This is a genomic window from Bacillus sp. ISL-35 (genome assembly GCF_018613355.1).
In the GTDB taxonomy this organism is placed as follows: Bacteria; Bacillota; Bacilli; order Bacillales; family Cytobacillaceae; genus Mesobacillus.
Map to the genome: position 1 here is coordinate 271,500 of NZ_JAGGQK010000007.1, position 18,559 is coordinate 290,058.

General features: G+C 45.4%; 19 protein-coding genes. 2 read left to right on the forward strand and 17 right to left on the reverse strand.

Annotated features, from left to right (window positions below; translation table 11 throughout):
• Positions 1–142 precede the first annotated feature (142 nt).
• From J7E38_RS12740 to J7E38_RS12800, 13 genes are all read right to left on the reverse strand, one after another.
• A complete protein-coding gene (locus J7E38_RS12740; protein WP_214707887.1) occupies positions 143–1,741 on the reverse strand; it encodes an aspartate:alanine exchanger family transporter in 1,599 nt (532 codons plus the stop codon).
• A gap of 428 nt (positions 1,742–2,169) precedes the next feature.
• Entirely contained in the window at positions 2,170–2,472 is a 303-nt protein-coding gene (locus tag J7E38_RS12745; RefSeq protein WP_214707889.1) for an antibiotic biosynthesis monooxygenase family protein, read from the reverse strand.
• Positions 2,472–3,407, reverse strand: coding sequence for a siderophore ABC transporter substrate-binding protein (locus J7E38_RS12750; protein WP_214707890.1), 936 nt, complete (start codon positions 3,405–3,407; stop codon positions 2,472–2,474). The genes J7E38_RS12745 and J7E38_RS12750 overlap by 1 nt, the downstream gene beginning before the upstream one ends.
• Before the next feature lie 18 nt (positions 3,408–3,425).
• Complete coding sequence (locus J7E38_RS12755; protein WP_214707891.1) at positions 3,426–4,187, reverse strand: iron ABC transporter ATP-binding protein; 762 nt, start codon at positions 4,185–4,187, stop codon at positions 3,426–3,428.
• The gene (locus J7E38_RS12760) at positions 4,184–5,134 is read right to left on the reverse strand and encodes an iron chelate uptake ABC transporter family permease subunit (protein ID WP_214707893.1); all 951 of its coding nucleotides are present in this window, start codon (positions 5,132–5,134) and stop codon (positions 4,184–4,186) included. Before J7E38_RS12760 ends, J7E38_RS12755 begins: the two co-directional genes overlap by 4 nt.
• Positions 5,127–6,077, reverse strand: coding sequence for an ABC transporter permease (locus J7E38_RS12765; RefSeq protein ID WP_214707895.1), 951 nt, complete (start codon positions 6,075–6,077; stop codon positions 5,127–5,129). Before J7E38_RS12765 ends, J7E38_RS12760 begins: the two co-directional genes overlap by 8 nt.
• A 201-nt stretch (positions 6,078–6,278) precedes the next feature.
• Positions 6,279–7,337: an aromatic acid exporter family protein gene (locus J7E38_RS12770; protein ID WP_214707897.1), complete on the reverse strand. Its 1,059-nt coding sequence runs from the start codon at positions 7,335–7,337 to the stop codon at positions 6,279–6,281.
• 106 nt (positions 7,338–7,443) lie between these two features.
• Entirely contained in the window at positions 7,444–8,136 is a 693-nt protein-coding gene (locus J7E38_RS12775) for a hypothetical protein (RefSeq protein ID WP_214707899.1), read from the reverse strand.
• Complete coding sequence (locus tag J7E38_RS12780) at positions 8,133–8,879, reverse strand: hypothetical protein (RefSeq protein ID WP_214707901.1); 747 nt, start codon at positions 8,877–8,879, stop codon at positions 8,133–8,135. The genes J7E38_RS12775 and J7E38_RS12780 overlap by 4 nt, the downstream gene beginning before the upstream one ends.
• The gene (locus J7E38_RS12785; RefSeq protein ID WP_215038514.1) at positions 8,860–9,762 is read right to left on the reverse strand and encodes an ABC transporter ATP-binding protein; all 903 of its coding nucleotides are present in this window, start codon (positions 9,760–9,762) and stop codon (positions 8,860–8,862) included. Before J7E38_RS12785 ends, J7E38_RS12780 begins: the two co-directional genes overlap by 20 nt.
• Positions 9,762–10,145, reverse strand: a complete 384-nt coding sequence (locus J7E38_RS12790; protein ID WP_214707905.1) for a GntR family transcriptional regulator — start codon at positions 10,143–10,145, stop codon at positions 9,762–9,764. The genes J7E38_RS12785 and J7E38_RS12790 overlap by 1 nt, the downstream gene beginning before the upstream one ends.
• A gap of 168 nt (positions 10,146–10,313) precedes the next feature.
• Positions 10,314–10,544, reverse strand: coding sequence for a hypothetical protein (locus J7E38_RS12795; protein ID WP_214707907.1), 231 nt, complete (start codon positions 10,542–10,544; stop codon positions 10,314–10,316).
• A gap of 67 nt (positions 10,545–10,611) precedes the next feature.
• Positions 10,612–12,333 carry an ABC transporter ATP-binding protein gene (locus tag J7E38_RS12800; protein ID WP_214707909.1) on the reverse strand — a complete coding sequence of 574 codons (1,722 nt, stop codon included), beginning with the start codon at positions 12,331–12,333 and terminating at the stop codon, positions 10,612–10,614.
• Between the two features lie 212 nt (positions 12,334–12,545).
• On the opposite strand from J7E38_RS12800, the gene J7E38_RS12805 reads away from it, so the two are divergent.
• Positions 12,546–12,980 carry a hypothetical protein gene (locus J7E38_RS12805; protein WP_353049951.1) on the forward strand — a complete coding sequence of 145 codons (435 nt, stop codon included), beginning with the start codon at positions 12,546–12,548 and terminating at the stop codon, positions 12,978–12,980.
• Positions 12,981–13,022: 42 nt separating this feature from the next.
• Here the strand turns inward: J7E38_RS12805 and proC are convergent, their stop codons facing one another.
• On the reverse strand, positions 13,023–13,871 hold the full coding sequence (proC, locus tag J7E38_RS12810; protein WP_215038516.1) for a pyrroline-5-carboxylate reductase: 849 nt from the start codon (positions 13,869–13,871) through the stop codon (positions 13,023–13,025).
• 294 nt (positions 13,872–14,165) lie between these two features.
• On the opposite strand from proC, the gene J7E38_RS12815 reads away from it, so the two are divergent.
• Positions 14,166–15,179, forward strand: coding sequence for a UvrB/UvrC motif-containing protein (locus J7E38_RS12815; RefSeq protein WP_214707916.1), 1,014 nt, complete (start codon positions 14,166–14,168; stop codon positions 15,177–15,179).
• Between the two features lie 31 nt (positions 15,180–15,210).
• Here the strand turns inward: J7E38_RS12815 and J7E38_RS12820 are convergent, their stop codons facing one another.
• The 3 genes from J7E38_RS12820 to J7E38_RS24120 form a co-directional block, all read right to left on the reverse strand.
• Positions 15,211–16,620: a HAMP domain-containing sensor histidine kinase gene (locus tag J7E38_RS12820; RefSeq protein WP_214707918.1), complete on the reverse strand. Its 1,410-nt coding sequence runs from the start codon at positions 16,618–16,620 to the stop codon at positions 15,211–15,213.
• Positions 16,604–17,290 carry a response regulator transcription factor gene (locus J7E38_RS12825; RefSeq protein ID WP_214707920.1) on the reverse strand — a complete coding sequence of 229 codons (687 nt, stop codon included), beginning with the start codon at positions 17,288–17,290 and terminating at the stop codon, positions 16,604–16,606. The genes J7E38_RS12820 and J7E38_RS12825 overlap by 17 nt, the downstream gene beginning before the upstream one ends.
• A 160-nt stretch (positions 17,291–17,450) precedes the next feature.
• Positions 17,451–18,521, reverse strand: a complete 1,071-nt coding sequence (locus J7E38_RS24120) for a hypothetical protein (RefSeq protein WP_214707922.1) — start codon at positions 18,519–18,521, stop codon at positions 17,451–17,453.
• Positions 18,522–18,559 lie beyond the last annotated feature (38 nt).

The window sequence follows — 18,559 nt, forward strand, 5'->3', positions numbered from 1 at the left end:
GTCATGACGTCGATGATGGACACTTTCTTCGTTTTTTCTCTTATTTTTGTCCGTCATAAGCTGCAACTGGTGTGTCCACCACGCCATAGCCCAATAAAAAAAACTCCCACTAGATTTCAATCCGGAAGGAGTTTTCAATTATTTATAAAAAGAAAATCAAAACCTGTGATGCAATCGCGACTGAAATCAGCGCGAATGGATAGGCGGCGGCATAGGCGATGGATGGGTCTTCGGAGTCCATCAGCTGGTTGGCTGCGCCAAGTCCGGGTGTGCTTGTCATTCCGCCGCATAATGCGCCTAATGAGTGAATGATGCTGAGCCGGAAAAGCTTTCTTGCGATGAAAAAGCCGGCGACTACTGGCAGGATTGTGATGATTGCACCGCCGATGACGAGATTGAAGCCTTCCTGCTGGATGACCTGGACGATACCTTTTCCGGCGGTTGTACCTGCTCCTGCAAGGAATAGGACTAGACCAATATCACGGATGACCTGATTCGACGGCTGGTAATAGCGGGCATGGATTGGTCCCAGTCTTCCGAAGTGGCCGATGATCAGGGCAATGAATAAAGGTCCACCGGCGACGCCGAATGTGATGGTCCCTAGTTTCGGGAAGTGAATCGGCACCATCCCGGCAAGTACGCCGAGCAGCAGTACGAGACTCAACGATAAAATATGGATATTGGTCACTGTCAGTTTTTTTCTGCTGAACAGTTTTTCGACGTCATCCAACCGGTCTTTGCTGCTGACCAGCGTCAGGACATCGCCGCGTTCAAGGCGCCATTTTGGATTCTGGTTGAATTCGAAACCGCCTCGTTCAACTCTTGTGACTGTGACACCGTATTTGCGTCTTAATTCAAGTTCCTTGATCGTCTTCCCAATCAATTCAAGCGCATCCACGGTCACTTTGCGAAGCTCTACATTGTCATGGTTTACCGTGTTCGTCTCCACTTCACGGCCGATATCTTCGCAAAGCTTTTTCAAATCGTTTGGCAATCCGACAGCGACTAGCCTGTCCCCCACCAGAATAACGGTATCATTAAGAGCAATGATATTCCGGTCGCCGCGGATGACCCGGCTGATGACGACCGAATTGTTCCGATTAAACTTGAGCTCTTTTAGCGTTCGTTTGTTAATAGAAGGGCTGGTCACCTCTATCGTCATGACCTCGGGCGACTCATCATTGCGGACAGGGCCTGATTTCTTTTTCAGATCCTCCGCCAGATCGGCCTTCAGCACGCGCGGCAATAGCTGCACGAACAGCACCACTGCCAGGACGCCAAATGGGTAGGCAATCCCGTAGCCGACAGACGCAAGCGGATCGCCAGTGGCCTGAAGTGCGGCAGCAAGACCTGGTGTACTTGTCAGCGCACCGGTCATGATGCCGATGCTCAATGCCGGCGACAGATGGAACAGCTTGGACACAATAATCGTCGTAATCGAAGCAACCAGAACGATCAGCAAGCTGATGATGCCAAACACAATTCCACTCGTTTTCATCATCCGGAAAAAGCGCGGTCCTGCTGACAAGCCCACTGCCACGATGAATAAGCCAAGTCCCAGCTGCTGGATGACCGCTGACACCTGATAGCCGAAATGTCCGAACACCATAGCTGCCAGCAATACACCAGACGTTCCGAGACTAAGTCCTCGTATTTTAATTTCCCCTAGTGCAGAGCCGAGAAATAAGATCACAAATAATAAAATTAACGGTTCCTCAAGCAAACCTTTTATGCCGTCCACAGATGATTCCTCCAAATAGTACGTTTGTGAAAATCTACACAACATAGAATAGCACGACAAATGGCCATTTCCTAACCAAGACATTGACGAATTTATTACAAAAACAACATCCCTTTGGTGAAAACGTTTTTCTTTGCATTTTCCTCCAGGGAGTGTAACATAAACGAAAATTATTGAAGTTTGAGTTTAAAATTGCGAGGAACCTTCTCTTTTAAAAGCCGATTTTTCGTGCTGCCGAACTTTTTATAGCGGAAGTTTAATTTATATAGCGACTTTTTGTCTTTTATAGCGAGTTTTCTATTTATATAGCGACTTTTCCACTTTTATAGCGACTTTTTCATTTTTATAGCGACTTTTTCATTTATATAGCGAATTGGAAAAAAATGCGGATTTTTTCCAATTAAAAAAGAGACTCTAAATTGAGTCTCTTACATCACTTCATAAACATCCTGGGAGGATTCGAGGATATAGTCTGGCTTTGGCTGGACCATTTTAGCTTTGTGTCCGGCGATATGGTCGGGATGCTTCTCCCAATTTTTCCAGTCCTGTTCTGCTTGCCAGCTGATCATCACCAGGACTTCTTCATCGCCTCGGCGGCTTTTTTTTACGAGAACCTGTTTATCAAGGAAGCCGGGCTGCTTTTCAATCAGCATGCCCTTTTTCGAAAAGCGTTCAACCACCTGGCCGGAATGTCCCTCTTTCACAAGCAACCTCTTCATTTGATAAAACATTACAATGCCGACCTCACTTCTTCGATCATTGACTTTAGTGACTGCAAACCGCCGCCGCTTAGGTACCAGTTGGTTCCGTCCAGGTAAATGACCTTTCCATTTTTAAAAGCGTCTGTCTTTTTCACGAGCTCGTTTTCGATGGTTTCCTTCGCGCCGACTTCGCCTCCTACAGCTGCGGTGCGGTCGATGACGAACAAAATTCCTGGGTTTTTCTCAAGGATGTATTCGAATGTGATGCTCTGGCCGTGGGTGGATGCTTCGATTTTTTCATCTGCTGCCTTGAAGCCGAACTCATCGTGGATGAATCCGTAACGTGACCCGGAGCCATATGCACTTACCTTTCCTTCATTCGCGAGCACGAGCAATGCTTTTTCATCTGCAGCGGATGCTTCTTTATTGATTTCATCGACACTTGCATTAATGACCGCCAATTTATCAGCAACAACATCATCTTTATCAAAAATTTCGCCGATCAGCTTCATGTTCTTTTCAAAAGAGAACATGTAATTCGTGTAGTCCATGCCGACAAATACGGTTGGAGCGATTTCTGCGAACTGATCATACAGTTCCGCCTGTCTTGCGGAAATGAAGATGACGTCAGGCTTCATGGCATGTATGGCTTCAAAATCAGGCTCCTTCAGGCTGCCGACATTCGTATATTCCTTGCCTGCATATTTCTCTAGGTACTCAGGAACGATTGCCTGTGGAACACCGGTCACCTTCACATCCAGCTCATCAAGTGTATCCAGCACACCGAAATCGAAAACGACTACTTTTTCTGGATTCTTTTTGACTGTAGCTTCCCCGTACTCATGCTTGATGGTCATTTCCTTTGTTTCTCCAGCTGATGCTGTTTCTGCTTTTTCCTCAGAGCCACAAGCTGCCAATGCGAATAACATCGATAAAACTAAAGCAAATTGATAGATTTTTTTCATGGTATTTCTCCCCTTTTACTAAGAATTAAAATAAACGCAAATCCGGCAATTGTTCATTTCTTGGATTGGGATATCCATATCGTAAATTTCTTTTAATGCGTCTGACTGGATGACTTCCCTTGTTGGGCCATCCTTGATGACTTTGCCATCCTTCAAGGCAACAATCCGGTCTGAATATACGGAAGCAAAATTGATGTCATGGAGGACGATGACGACCGTTTTTCCGAGATCATCGACCAGCTGGCGCAGGATTTTCATAATCTGGACGGAGTGCTTCATGTCCAGGTTGTTCAGCGGTTCATCAAGCAGGATATACTCGGTATCCTGGGCGATGACCATCGCGATGAATGCTCGCTGTTTTTGCCCACCAGATAATTCATCCAGGTAACGGTCCTGCATATCCCTAAGGTGCATATAGTCGATCGCCTGGTCAACGAACCGCTCATCCTCATCGGTCAGCCTTCCCTTTGAATAGGGAAACCTTCCGAAAGAAACGAGTTCACGGATGGTCAGGCGGACATTCATGTAATTGGACTGTTTCAGGATCGAGACAACCTTCGAGAATTCATTCGACTTCATTTTCCTAACATCGGTCTGGTCGATGAGCACCTCTCCGGAATCAGCATCAAGCAGCCGGCTGACCATTGAAAGCAGCGTCGATTTCCCGGCGCCATTCGGACCGATGAACGAAGTGATCTGGCCTCTTTGGATGGTGACCGTCACATCCTCGACGACACTCTTCTTTCCGTAAAATTTGGACAGTGAACGAATTGAAATCATGTTGATCGACTCTCCTTCAGCAGTAAGTAAATGAAATACACGCCTCCGATGAAATTGATGATGACACTAAGCGTGGTGGAAAACGTGAACACTCTTTCCACGATCCACTGGCCGCCAACCAGGGCAATCACACTGATTAAAATCGCACCGCTGATGAGGACGCTGTGTTTATAAGTTTTAAAAGCTTGATAGGATAGATTCGCAACAATCAAGCCCAAAAACGTCAGCGGTCCGACTAGGGCGGTGGACACCGAAATGAATACGGCAACGAGCACTAGCATTTTTTTTACGATAGAGTCATAGGGGACTCCAAGGTTAATCGCGTTCTCCCTGCCAAGTGACAGCACATCGAGATAGGGCGTGAACCTCCATGCATATAGGATCAGCAGGATGATCAAGGCAACCGCCAACCATACCAGATCCGTGTTGATATTATTGAAGCTCGCAAACATCCGGTCTTGCACAATCTGAAACTCGTTCGGGTCAATCAGCACCTGCAGGAAGGTCGTTATGCTTGAGAAAAACGTTCCGACGATGATACCCACCAGCAGCAAGAAGTAGATTGGCTGATTTCCTTTTTTAAAAAGAAGCCTGTAGAGCAGCAGGGCGAACACAACCATGATGGCCACTGTCAGAATGAAGTTCACCTGTTTATTGACGACTGTGACATGACCGGAACCAAGGAAGAAAATCAGCACAGTCTGCAGCAGCATATAAAGCGAATCCAGTCCGATGATGCTTGGTGTCAGGATGAGGTTGTGGCTGATCGTCTGGAATACGACCGTTGAGTAGGCAATCGCAATTCCGGTGATCAACATCGCCGCCACCTTGTAAGCCCGCCTTGGCAGAGCATAATCAAAGCTGCCATTGAGGTCATGGAATAAGTACAAGGCACTGGCACCAACAGCGAACAAAGCAAGGATGATTAATTTTACGGAATTACGCATAGGCCTTCCTCCTAAACAGCAGGTACAGGAAGATTCCGCTGCCGATGACGCCGACCATCAAGGAGATGGAAATCTCATAAGGATAAATCAGTACTCGACCGAGGATATCTGTGACGAGCAGAAAATTCGCCCCCAGCAGTGCTGTGTGCGGCAATGTTTTTTGCAGATGGTCGCCTTTGAAAATCGAGATGATGTTTGGGATGATCAAGCCGAGGAACGGAATCATTCCGACCGTCAGCACGACGGTGGCTGTAATCAGTGCCACCAGGATTAATCCCGTATTGACGACACGCTTGTAGGCGAGTCCGAGATTCTTCGAAAAATCTTCACCCATTCCCGCCACCGTGAAGCGATTGGCGAACAAGTAGGCAATCACCAGAATCGGAATACTTATGTACAAAAGCTCGTAACGGCCCATCATGATCATCGAAAAGTCTCCCTGCAGCCATGCCGACATGTTCTGGATGACATCTGCTTTGTAAGCAAAGAATGTCGATATGGATGATAGGATATTACCCAGCATCATCCCGACGAGCGGAATGAAAATTGCATCTTTGAACTTGATCCGGTCAAGGATTTGCATGAACAAAAATGTTCCGGCAAGTGCGAACACAAACGCCACCAGCATTTTCTCGATCGTGGAAGCATTTGCAAAAAACAGCATCGAAACGAGGATTCCCAGTCTCGTCGCATCGAGTGTACCTGCCGTTGTTGGCGACACAAACTTATTCCGGCTTAGCTGCTGCATGATCAATCCGGCGATGCTCATCCCTGCTCCGGCAAGCAGAATGGCAATCAGCCGCGGAACCCTGCTGATTAGGAAGATTTCCGTTGCTTCAGATTGGAAATCCAGAAGCTCAATTGGCGTGATGCTGCTGACTCCAACAAAGAGAGAAAGCAATGAAAGAACTATCAAAGAGGCAATCAAATAACGCTTTTTCATGGCCATGCTCCTAATTCATCGATAGATAATGATAATCATTATCAGTTAACCTATTTAAATATTAAATGCTCTGTTTAATAAAAGTCAATAACTAAATGAGAATTTTTTTCAATTAGATTGGAATAGTATGGAGGAGGTGTCACTTAAAAGCAGGCATTTGATTAGTAGTTAACTAGTGTCTGGAACGAAAAAAAGCCCCTGTCAGGAGCTTACTTCCAATGATTTTTCGATCAATTTTTGATGCCTGATTTCGAATTGGTGGATATGGTTCAATTCTTCAAGCAGGTCATGGATCGATACCAGTTCATAGTAGATGATCGTTTCTTCGGAGAACCGGTCGGCGTCTGCCTCCCTCTCATCTACTTCATGTCTTAATAAGCTGAGCAATTCATTGACGATGGCATCATGCTCCTCGTCCAGCAAGAAATCTGGATGATGGAGTGCGGCCTTGATTGATTTTACCATCGCTTCTACTACACTCGCTTTTGACTCAGTTAGATGAATCGAAGGCAGCGAAAAAAGATTTCCGACGTGGTAATGGATTTGCCTCAAAATCGTCAGCTTTTTGAAATCATAGTGGATATTCCGCATATTCTTCCGGTCGAATTGATGCAGCTTCCATTCTTTCTTTTGGTATTTGCACAATGTTTCAATGCTTTCCATCTCTTTGATAATTCTCTGGAAGTCTGATTTTGTTTCCCGGTGCAGAGGCTGATGCTTGGTGATTTCTGTTCCTCTGCTGGCAATCAGATTCCCTGTCTCATGAACCAGTTGCTGGATTTTTGCCTTGATGGATCTGGAGTAATCCGGCCGGATCACCAGAAGGTTCACAAGTGTCGAGACCGTCAGCCCTGTCAATGTCGTCCCTAGGCGGATGAAAAAGCTCGACAAATAGTGGTCATTGACGGTTGAAACCATCGCCACTCCTGTCAATACCGCCACCAAAGCCCCATCATGAAGCTTCAGCCGGTGACAGGCAATGATGGTCGCGACAGCAACGAGCATATAGGTAAGCGGGCTGTGCCCGAATGCAAAATTGAACACGACGGAAAACCCTGCGCCGATCGCCGATGCCGGGAATCGGACATATGCTTTTCGAATGGAATCAGCCGCTGTTGGTTCGATGGTCACAATGGCCGTGATGACTGCGAACATAGGCGGCCAGCCGAGCAGGTCACAAATCAGTGCAGTAATGAAGACAGCAATCCCCGTTTTAAGGACCCTGCCCCCAACAAAGTTGAATTTTTTCAAAAAAGCCATTTTCTCATTCCTCATTTAAAAAACCTTATACTGTATCATTATAACGTAAGGATCAGGAGATAAGAAAACAACATATAAAAAAAGAAAACCCTCAAAGAGGAGTTTCCTATTCGTTGATCACATATCCATTGCCAGAGACTTCGGTCTCCATTGGAACCTTGATATAGATGAAGTCCAGTCCCTGCATCATCCCATACCCGCCGTTGAACTGCTCCCCATCTTCAGCGAACTGGTTAAAAGGAAAGGCGTTCGCGTACTTTACAAGTTTGACGTTCACGGGTTTTTGAGGGAAGACTTTCAGAGTTGTCTCAGTCAGTTGGATTTCCGGTGAAGTGAAACGATCCGTGATATCGATGTTATCTATATATGAAAAAGTGGTGTAATGGGTCACTTTGACCTGATTTTCGAGAGAATTTACCTTCTCGATGAATACCGAGGCATTGATGCTCAACGCATTGATATTCAAAGACTTTCCTTCCAACGGAAATTCCCATGATTTCATCTTCGTAAGCCCTTCTGCTTCCTCAATTTTTCCGGACTCAACAATCGAATAAATATCGCCGTTATATCGTTCATTTTGCTGAATTTCTTGATCTGTCAAATAATCTCCCTGATAGGATTCCCCCTTTGGAACAATGAAGGAAATAATTCCAGCGCAAAGCAAAACAATTAGATAGCCTGTAAAAACTTTTGTGGTGCCACTCCCGTTCATAAACCTCGGACTGATGAACTTATTGGAGAAACTTACGAAACTAATCATGGCCAATATGATAATTAAGAACAATAAAACGAGACTCATTTCCTCACCTCCAGGCTGTCCGAGATCAATATCGCAGATCCAAATGCAATGGTTGTTGTTAATAGAACCTTTAACAGGAACAGCAGTAGGGAGGTTTCCTTCACAAAAATTTGTCCAATATCAATGACCAGGGTGGATTCGCTGCCAGCTACCACATTGATGAAAATGCTTCCGAAGAATAAAGCAGGAAGAAGAATGATAAAAATCCTGTTTCTTTGGACGAGCATCCCGACCAGATAGCCAAGTGCCGTGAAAAGGAACAAATACAGGATGGTCCCGGCCAGGCCCTCTGCCATCTGCAGCGTTGATAATCGCTGGCTTTCGATGAGCTCCCGCTCCTGCAGGAACAAGACGGACAGCTTTAGCGACTGGCTCGCCAGCAAAAATGTTACTCCGCCGACGATACTTGCCCAGCCGAGGAACAGGATATTCGCTAAATGGCTGCTCAGCCTGTTGGCCACAAATGCATAATCATCAAACCGATACGCCTGGGTCGTTACGACAATCGCCGAAATGAACGCCCAGATCATCATGAAGGCAAGGATGATATTCCCTGAATAATATTTCATGTCATAACTGAAAGTATCAGAGCCTCCGCCCCCGCCTCCTTCTCCGGCAAGCGAAAACAGGATCCCGATGATTTGCAGGATCATCAGCGAAGTGAACATTCCCCGGTAGGATTTCAATTTGAATCGGAATTGCTTTTTTACAATATCCCAGAGGTTAATTTTTGTTAAAGACATCATCAATCCCGCCTTTCTCCTGGCTGGTCAAGTACAGACAGAGATCTTCGTTTGAAATCGTCGAGAACTCCAGGCCGTTTTTCATGGCTGCCGTAATCTGATCTTCTGACAAGTTGTTGCGGATTACCGCATAACTCCTGCCAAAACCGGCATTGCTCCGGTGGAATATCTCATGTCCACTAATCCAGTCGATCAGCATTTCTTCTTTTCCGCTGACAACGACCGCATACTCTCGCAGGTCTTCAACCGTCATATGCAAAAATTGCTTTCCATCCTTTAACAGCAGGATGTCTTCAAGAATGTCCTCTACTTCATTGAGATGATGGCTTGAAATGATAATGGTTCGTGGGTTGGCAATGTAGTCTTTTAGCAGCGCTCGGTAAAAATCCTTCCTGACACCAGCATCCATCCCGTTTGTCGGCTCATCAAAGATTGTCAGGAGACAGCGGGAAGCCAGCCCCAAAATTGCATTGAAGGTATTCTTCATCCCCTTAGAAAGTCCGGTATGGTGCTGCTTCAGGTCGAGACGGAAATAGTCCATTAAATTCCTGGCCAGTTTCATATCCCAGTTAGGATAAAAACTCGCTGCCGACTCTAATAGTTCGTCAAGACTCAGCGCGGCTGGCAGATTCATATCATTATCCACCATGATCATGTTCGCTGACACAGACAGGTTATTGAACGGATTTTCCCCAAATACCCTTACTTCACCTGAACTCTCGCGCATGAAACCAGCAGCGATTTTTAGCATCGTCGTCTTGCCGGCTCCGTTCCTGCCAATCAGGCCTGTGATCTTGTTTTCCCCGATTGAAAACGTCAGCTCATCCAATGCTTTTTTCTTCCCATATGTCTTTGTTACATTTTCGAATTCCAGCACACTCATCATGTATCCCCCTTCAAGTCCCGTTTGGCTTCCTGGATCATCGCGATCAATTCATCCTCAGTCACCTGGAGATGCTCCGCCTCCCGCACCAACTCTAGCACCAATGACTTCAATGTCTGGTTCCTCCGTTTCGCACTGATAATCTTTTTCGCATCCTCCGATACAAACATACCGAGACCGCGCTTTTTATAAAGAATGTTTTCATCCGCTAAAATATTCAGGCCCTTTGCCGCTGTCGCCGGATTGATATTCAGCATTTCCGCCAGCTGATATTGTGAATGGACCTTCTCATCCTTCTTGATACTTTCGCTGAGAATCTCCGTTTCCAGCCACTCAGCAATCTGGACGTAAATCGGTTTCATGCTATCTGAATTAAGGATCAACCCCGCACCTCCTCTAACAGGTCACATAGTGCATTACTGTTGTAATGTACTATATAGCATATTATGCATTTACTCAAGGGATATTTAACCATTTTTATAAAAATTTCTTAATTACAAGGATTTCTCCCCATATAAAAAACCCCCTCGCATTACACGAGAGGGCAGCTGCTATAATACATTCATCTTATCAAGAGGGCTTTCCAGCTTCGTTAGTTCAAGCTTCATTTTTTCTGTTTCCAGCAGGTAGTTTTCATGTTTCAGTCTTTCAAGCTCGATTTCGTCTTTAATCATGTTGTGTTTGATTTTGGCTACTTTTTGATAATGGCTTGTAACAATGGCGACAAGCGGAATCGAAAACACCATAATGATACCTAAAGCCCCTGTTAAAGCTCCGGTCATGGAACTTCACTCCAAATCTATCATGATTTTATTTCTATCATAGCAAAATAGGTAAAATAAACCAACCCTAAATGGAAGTTTCGAATTGAACCCTGTGGAGGTTGGCAAAAATGCCGCCTTGCTCGATCAATTCATCATGAGTGCCTTGTTCGGCAATCCCATCCTCGGTAACAACGACGATTCGATCGGCACTTCTGATGGTCGCCAGTCTGTGGGCGATGACCAGCGTCGTCCGATTCTTCGATAATTCGGCGAGTGCCTTTTGAATGATTCTTTCCGTCTCGGTATCAAGCGCTGATGTCGCTTCATCGAGAATCAGGATGGGCGGATTTTTCAAGAACATGCGGGCGATGGCGATTCGCTGCTTTTGCCCGCCTGATAACTTCAAGCCCCGTTCCCCAATTTGCGTTTCATAGCCATCAGGCAGGGCAGCGATAAAGTCCTCGAGATGTGCCTGCTTTGCAGCTCTGACAATATCCTCATGGGTGGCCCCCAATGAACCATATGCAATATTTTCTCGCAGCGTCCCCGTAAAAAGGAACACATCCTGCTGGACGATCCCGATTTGCGAGCGCAGCGATTTTTTCGTCATGTCCCTGAGGTCGATACCATCGACCGTGATACTGCCGCTGTTCACATCATAGAAACGTGGGATCAACGAGCAAATCGTCGTCTTCCCTGCACCCGACGGACCAACGAACGCAACTGTCTCTCCATGGTTGATTTCCAGGTCGATTCCGTCCAAGACGGGTTTGTTCTTTTCATAGCTGAAGATGACATTCCTGAATTCGATATCCCCTTTCAAATGCGGAACCTCAATCGCGTCCTCGCGATCCACGACGTCCGGATTCTGGTCCATCAGCTCGGTAAACCGCTTAAAGCCTGCCATCCCCTTTGGATACAATTCAAGTATCGCACTGATTTTATCAATTGGTTTAAACAGGACATTCACATAGAGGACAAACCCGACGAGTTCCCCATAGCTCAGGCTGCCCTGAAAACTTAGCCATGCACCATAAACCAGGACAACGAGGACAATCAGCCTTGTCAGCATATAAATACCGGACGAGCTGAACGACATCACCTTATAGGCGGTCAACTTGGCACGGCGGAACTTGCGGTTGTTCTTTGTGAATCTCTCAATCTCATACTCTTCATTTGTAAAAGACTGAACCACCCGAATTCCTGAGACGCTATCTTCGACCCTGGCATTAACGTCGGCAATATCTGTGTACATGTTTTTCCAGGCAGCGTTCATTTTCAGGTTGGAATACGTAATTAGCCAAATAAGGAATGGCACGATGATCATCGTAATAAGTGCCAGCTTTACATTGATGGTCAGCATGATCCAAAACGCTCCGACGAAGGTCATCACGGCAATGAATAAGTCCTCCGGTCCGTGGTGTGCCAGTTCCCCCAGATCAAACAGGTCATTGGTGATCCGGCTCATGATATGGCCGGTTTTCGTATTATCGAAAAAGCGGAAGGACTGCTTCTGGACATGCTGGAAAAGCTGCTGCCTCATGTCCGTCTCAATATTGATGCCAAGCTTATGGCCCCAGTAATTGACAATGAATTGAAGCAAGGTGCTGATGATGTACAGCAGCAGCAATCCGATGCTCACGCTGACAATCATGTTCCAGTTCCCGCCAGGCAGCAAGGTATCAATGAACCACTGGACAGCGAGCGGGAATGCGAGCTCCAGTAAAGCGACAATGACGGCACTGCTGAAATCAATGATGAAAAGCCTGCGATGCGGCCTGTAATAGGTAAAAAATCTTCTTATCATAATCTGTTCTCCTTTAATATCTTCAAGTGATTATATGTCAAGGAGTGCCACTTTTTCAATAATTATGAAAAATAAACTGAATGAATTTCTTCTTTTAATACCTGATTAAAGTTTCTAATTTATGGCTAGTTTATAGAAGGAATGAAATGGATTTGAGGTGAAGACATCTGAAGATTGCGAAGAGGCATTTCGTTTTTAATCTTGTAGTGATTATTGTTCCATGGCTTTCGTTACTGTTCATCGGCAAAAGAAGCTTCAAGCGCTACTCTGTTGCAGGAGTTTTTATCGTAATTTTTGAGATCATCAACCATTTGTATGGTCACAAGCGAAACTGGTGGAAGTTTTACAACAAACGAAAATCATTCCTTCGTGATGAGCTTCCTTTTAGCATCGGACCTTATATGCCGCTGTCGATGTGGCTTCTGAAGATCTCAGATGGGAACTTCAAAAAATTCATCACACTCAATGCGATTGCCGACGGCGCCTTTGCGTTCTTTTTGATTGATGTACTAAAGAAAATTAAAATCATCAGACTGAACAAATTGAGCCATATTCAATTTTTCTTCTATCTGCATTACAAAGCATACTTATTGTATGGGTTCCAGTATGTATTTGAAAAATGGCGTGGTTATCGAGTGTATATGTAGAAAGAAAGCTCCCGGCTGTATCTGCCGGGAGCTTTCACTTTCTTAAGACGGAACGAGGACGCCTTCGAGTTCCTTATTGATTTCTCTTGACCGATTCGTGGCATGGTTGACCGCCTGGGAAATTGCCGTACCGCCATTGTATTTTCTCAAAGCGTTCAGTCCGGAGGCTGTCGTTCCATTCGGAGAGGTTACATTTTTCCTGAGGACCTCTGGTGTTTCATCCTTTTCGATGATCATTTTCGCCGCACCGAGGATGGTCTGGGCAATGATTTCACGGGCCATTTTTTCGTCCATGCCGTTTTCTTTGCCAACACGCTCCATGTGCTCCATCAAATAGTAAAAGTAAGCAGGGCCGCTGCCGGCCAATCCAGTGAAGATATCCATTTGTTCCTCTTCAATCAAGAATACCTTACCCATACTGCTTAACAATTCTTTTGCATCCTCTATATTTTCGTTCGTTGTATGCCTGCCAGGAGACATCGCAGTGGCTGATTCCTGGATCATGCTAGATGTGTTCGGCATGACGCGGACCACCTGCTGGCCACTGTTCAGGTTTTCTTCCATAAAACCGGTTGAAATGCCTGCCAGAACCGAAACAACCACCTGGCCAGGAACTACTTTATCCTTCAAATCCGCAAGAGCACCCGCTGCTCCTTTTGGCTTCATCGCTAAAATAAACATATCTATTTCTTCGTATGGCAATTCAGCCTGAGGCATCGCATTGATTCCATATCTGGATTCCAGACGTTCCAGTCTCGCTGCATTGCTCTTGTTCGTAACATAAACTTGATTTTCATGCATTTTCCCTGACTTGACCAGACCTGAAATCATCGCTTCCGCCATGGATCCAGCACCTAAAAATGCTACTTTTTTATGTTTTAACAACCGCATTCACCTCATCATTTTTATTTCCGTTTGCTTTTTGTCAACTTTACTTATCGTAACATCCTGAGGATGAGTTTCAAGGGATACGAGGTGATTCGCGAGCATTCGGCCGAGATAGTGAATGAAAGCGGGAACATTCTAAAGAATGACACCTTTATTTGCTTATAAAGAGTTTTAATCACCTATTATGCTAAAATATGAAGAAATATAAGGTTTTAAAAATAAGAGACAATTGAGGGAGCGGATATGAATATAAAAGAAAAGGTCAAAAACCTTCCTTTGACTCCTGGTGTTTACCTTATGAAAGATCAAAAGGGCACAGTGATTTATGTCGGGAAAGCGAAAAGCCTCAAAAAACGGGTCCAAACATATTTTCAAAACTCTGCAGCCCATCCACAAAAAATCAAAAAGATGGTTGCTAACATAAATGATTTTCATGTTTTGCATACTGATACGGAATTCGAGGCATTCTTGCTTGAATGTAAGCTAATTAAAGAATTACAGCCTCTTTTTAACAAGAAAATGAAGAGCCACCTTCCGTACTCTTATATTGCAATTAAAATGGACGGACCTTTCCGGAAAATTTCAATTGCTTCTGAAATATCCGAAGCTGGCGGCACGATTTATTTTGGACCCTATACCAGCATGATTTATGTAAAAAAAGCAATCGAGAACTTGAAGGAGTATTTTAAAATTAACTGCCTTCATCCACTCAAGGGTTCTCCTTGCCTAAACTATACGCTTGGTAAGTGCAATGGATTGTGTTTAGGTGGATCAAGAGTTGAGGAATACAATAGGATCGTGGAGAAATTCATATCTTTTCTACAGGGATTTGATACAGAGATTTTGGATGAAATAGAGAAGAAAATGAATCAGGCCTCCGAAGAATATCAATTTGAAGAAGCAGCAAAATACAGGAATTACATGAAATCACTCTCCATCCTTTTGTATAAGGAAAATATGATTCAATTCACTGGAGGAAATAAAAACATTGTTGTGGTTGAAAGGATCAATGACCGCACATTGAAGGTTTTCCTGATCAAAGGGCATAACGTTATTTTTAGCAAACAATACCACCCAGAGAAGTTCAGGCACCTGTCAGAGAAGATAAAGGACACCATCCTTTACTTCTTCCAGGAGAATGATAAAAGGAAACCTGTCGTCATTGGCAAGGAGGAACTTGATGAAGCCCAAATCATCTATAGTTATTTAAATGGAGGAAATGCCAGATTCATCGTCATTCCAGAAGAATGGCTGGATGACAGTGAATCTGAAAAGCTTGATGAATCTATTAATCAATTACTAAACGCTTAAGAGGGCTGCAAAGATAGATGCAGCCCTTTTCTTATGTTTCTTTTGGCCACCGTAGTGAAAAGGTCGTGCCGCTTGAATTGCTCTCCTTTAAAATCAAGTCTGCCCCGAGCGACCGGGCAAGCATTTTACTGAAAGGAAGCCCAAGGCCAAGTCCCCTGACCTTGAGTTTTTTCTTCTCACCACGGAAGAAACGTTCAAATACTAGCGTCTGCTCTTCCTCTGGTATTCCTATACCTGTATCTTTTACATCTATTCTTTCCTCTGAAAGGATAATGGAGATTGAGCCTGAATCGCCCATAGCATGATATGAGTTATTCAACAGGTTGATGAGGATTTGCTGCAGCCGCAGTGGATCGGTCATTCTGTGTACCGTTGATTCCGGTGTGATCACATTTAGGTCAACAGGTTTATTTTGTGTCAACTGCCATTGCCGCCCGATATCCTCGACCAGCTTGTTCAGATTGCAGTTTTCCGGACGGATGGTAACGGCACCGGCAGCCAGGGAATTGAAGTCGAGCAAATCGGAAATCATGCTCTGCAATCTCTGGATTTCTTTTAGCGTGATTTCCAGGAATTCCTGGCGCTCCTCCCCTGTGACGATTCCATCCCGAACCGCCTGGACAAGGCCGCTGATCGAGGTAACAGGCGTTTTCAGATCATGCGTCACACCAGCCAGCAGCTCGGCTCGCATTTGCTCCAGCTGTGTCAGGCGTTTCGTCATTTCCTTAAAAGAAGTGACGAGTTGGTGTATTTCTAGTTCCTTTGGATTGGAATCCAATTTAATCTCATAATTGCCTTCCCTAACCTGTGCAGCAGCCTGTGCGACATCCTGGATGGGCTTGAGGATTTTTTTGGTAAGAAGATAAATGACAATCCAGCCAAGTAAACCCAGCCCAAGCAACAAAACAATCAACAGCCGGTATTCCTGATTGACATCGGCCAACTCGTCACCACTTTGCATCACAACTACCCATCCGGTTTGAACTTCATTCATTATGATTGGAGTTTTAACAGTGTAGATTTGCTGACCATTTAATTTCAGCTTGTTGATCGTATCTTCATTTTCAAACACCGAGGCAGGAACTTCTCCGGATGCGTGGTGAGGACCCCCTCCGCCCTTCATCGGCCCCGAATTCAGGATATTGCCTTCCAAATCGGTAATGAATAGCTGAGGCTGATTTTCCATTTGAAGGATCCTGGCCCTGTCCTGCAGCCTGCGATCAAGACGGCCATAATCATTATTTGAAGTGGACTGTCCGTATCGATCCGCTGTTTCGACCGCCAGATACTCCATTAAATTCAACCGGTTCTCCAGCGTAGTTTGCCTGATCCACCACATCGATCCGGCTCCGAGCAACAGAAGTCCGACAACCAGGGTAAGAAGATACCTCGTTGTCCAATATCTCAGAAGAGTTGTTGGTTTGTTATTTGTCGTAAACACTGAACTGATACCCCAATCCTCGTAATGTCCTGATTTCCCCCTGTGCTGCAGGCCAAGCCGCCAGTGATTGGCGAATCCGTTTGACGGACAGGTCCACCGCCCGGTCGCTCCCGTCGTAATCCATTCCCCAGACGTTTTCGATCAAATCTTCCCTCGTGAATGTCCGGTTAGGCCTCTCAGCAAGGAAAATCAGCAGACTGAGATCTTTTGGCGTCAGCACCACTTTTTCTCCATTTACTGTGACGACATGTGAATCCATATTGATTTTCAGACTGCCAAATTGTTTCTCATTTTCCGTCTCAAGGACATTGGAGGAGCGGCGCAGCACCGCATTGACTCTGGCGACCACTTCCTCGCCGACGAACGGCTTGGAGATATAATCGTCCGCACCCTGATTCAAACCTTTTAGACGATAGTCGATATCTCCGAGGGCTGTCAGCATGATGACCGGACAAGCACTGGTTTTACGGATTTCCTTTAATAGAGCCCAGCCGTCCATTCCCGGCAGCATGATATCCAGCAGCACAAGATCCGGCTTGCGCTGAGCAAATAGTGCCAGCCCATCGCCTCCATCATTGGCCTGTATCACCTCATAGCCTTCATGCTTCAAGTAAACCGCCAGCACTCTCGAAATCGTTTGTTCGTCTTCTACTATTAAGATTGTCTTCATTGCCGCTCCTCCTGTTATCCCGCAAAGCTTCGGAGCCTGAACAGCCCCGGCAAGGGATGCTGGCACTTCTCGAGCTTATCTATATTTTTATCTTACAAGAAAAATCCCCCGCTTTGTACCGGGGGACTTTGCACAATCTATATTTATTTAGGCTGTGCCATTAAATTCCCTGACCATTGCCTTCCTGGTGCATGCCGCCACGGCCGCCTTTACCGCCGAATCCGTCTTTTGGACCCATTCCACCTTCTCCGCCGAAACCACCTTTTTGTCCCATACCACCATAGCCGCCACCGAATCCGTCCCCGTGACCGAAGCCGCCGCCAAAGCCTTTCATTCCAAATCCGCCCATTCCCTCTTCAAACAGCTCATCAAGCTTGTCTGCATCCTTGTCCCTAATCTCCTGGATCAGTTCCTGTGCATCCTTATCCGCAGTGGAAATACCCAATTCCTTCGCCAGGTTCACGACTTTCTTTTCCCGGACTTCCTGGGCAATTTCTACGATTGTCTTGCCATCGATGGTGATATTCAGTTCCTTTGCATCTGCTTTTACTTTGGCCGTTTGGACTTCCTGTGTAATTTCGCGGATATCCTTGCCGTCTACAGTAATTCCATACTTTTTAGCCTGCTGATTGATATAGGCAGTATGGACTTCCAGCTGAAGTGTCTGCAGGTCATTGCCTTCCGTAGAAACGCCCAACTCTTTCGCTTTTTTATTCAAGTTCGCTGTACGGATGTCTTCCATTAAAGTCTGGGCATCCTTGTTGTCGGTAGACACTCCAAGTTCCTTTGCTTCATCCTTCAGGTTTGCTAACCGGATGGCATCGCGAAGTCCATCTGCATCCTTACCATCTGTAGAAATGCCCAGGTCCTTCGCTTTTTCTTTAAGATTGGCCAACTGAACTTCCTCAGCAAGCGCCGCGATATCTTTGCCGTCTGTCTTGATTCCCAGTTCTTTTGCTTCTTTTTTGATTGTTGCTTCCCGAATCTCACTCATCAATGTTTCGGCTGTTTTGCCCGATGTGCTGATTCCAAGCTCTTTCGCCTTTTCAATCAATGCTTCGGAATTGCCTCCCATATACCCTTTATGGCCAAACCCTTTTCCAAAGAAGCTTTTTACAGTATTTGCGGCTGTACTTGTGGTACTATCATCATTCGCTAAAGATGTGGTCGCATAGCCTCCAAGCAATAATGCACCCGCAATGGTGAATCCAATGACTGATTTCTTTTTCATTTCTGACATCCTCCTATAAACATTCTCTTTTTTCAGGT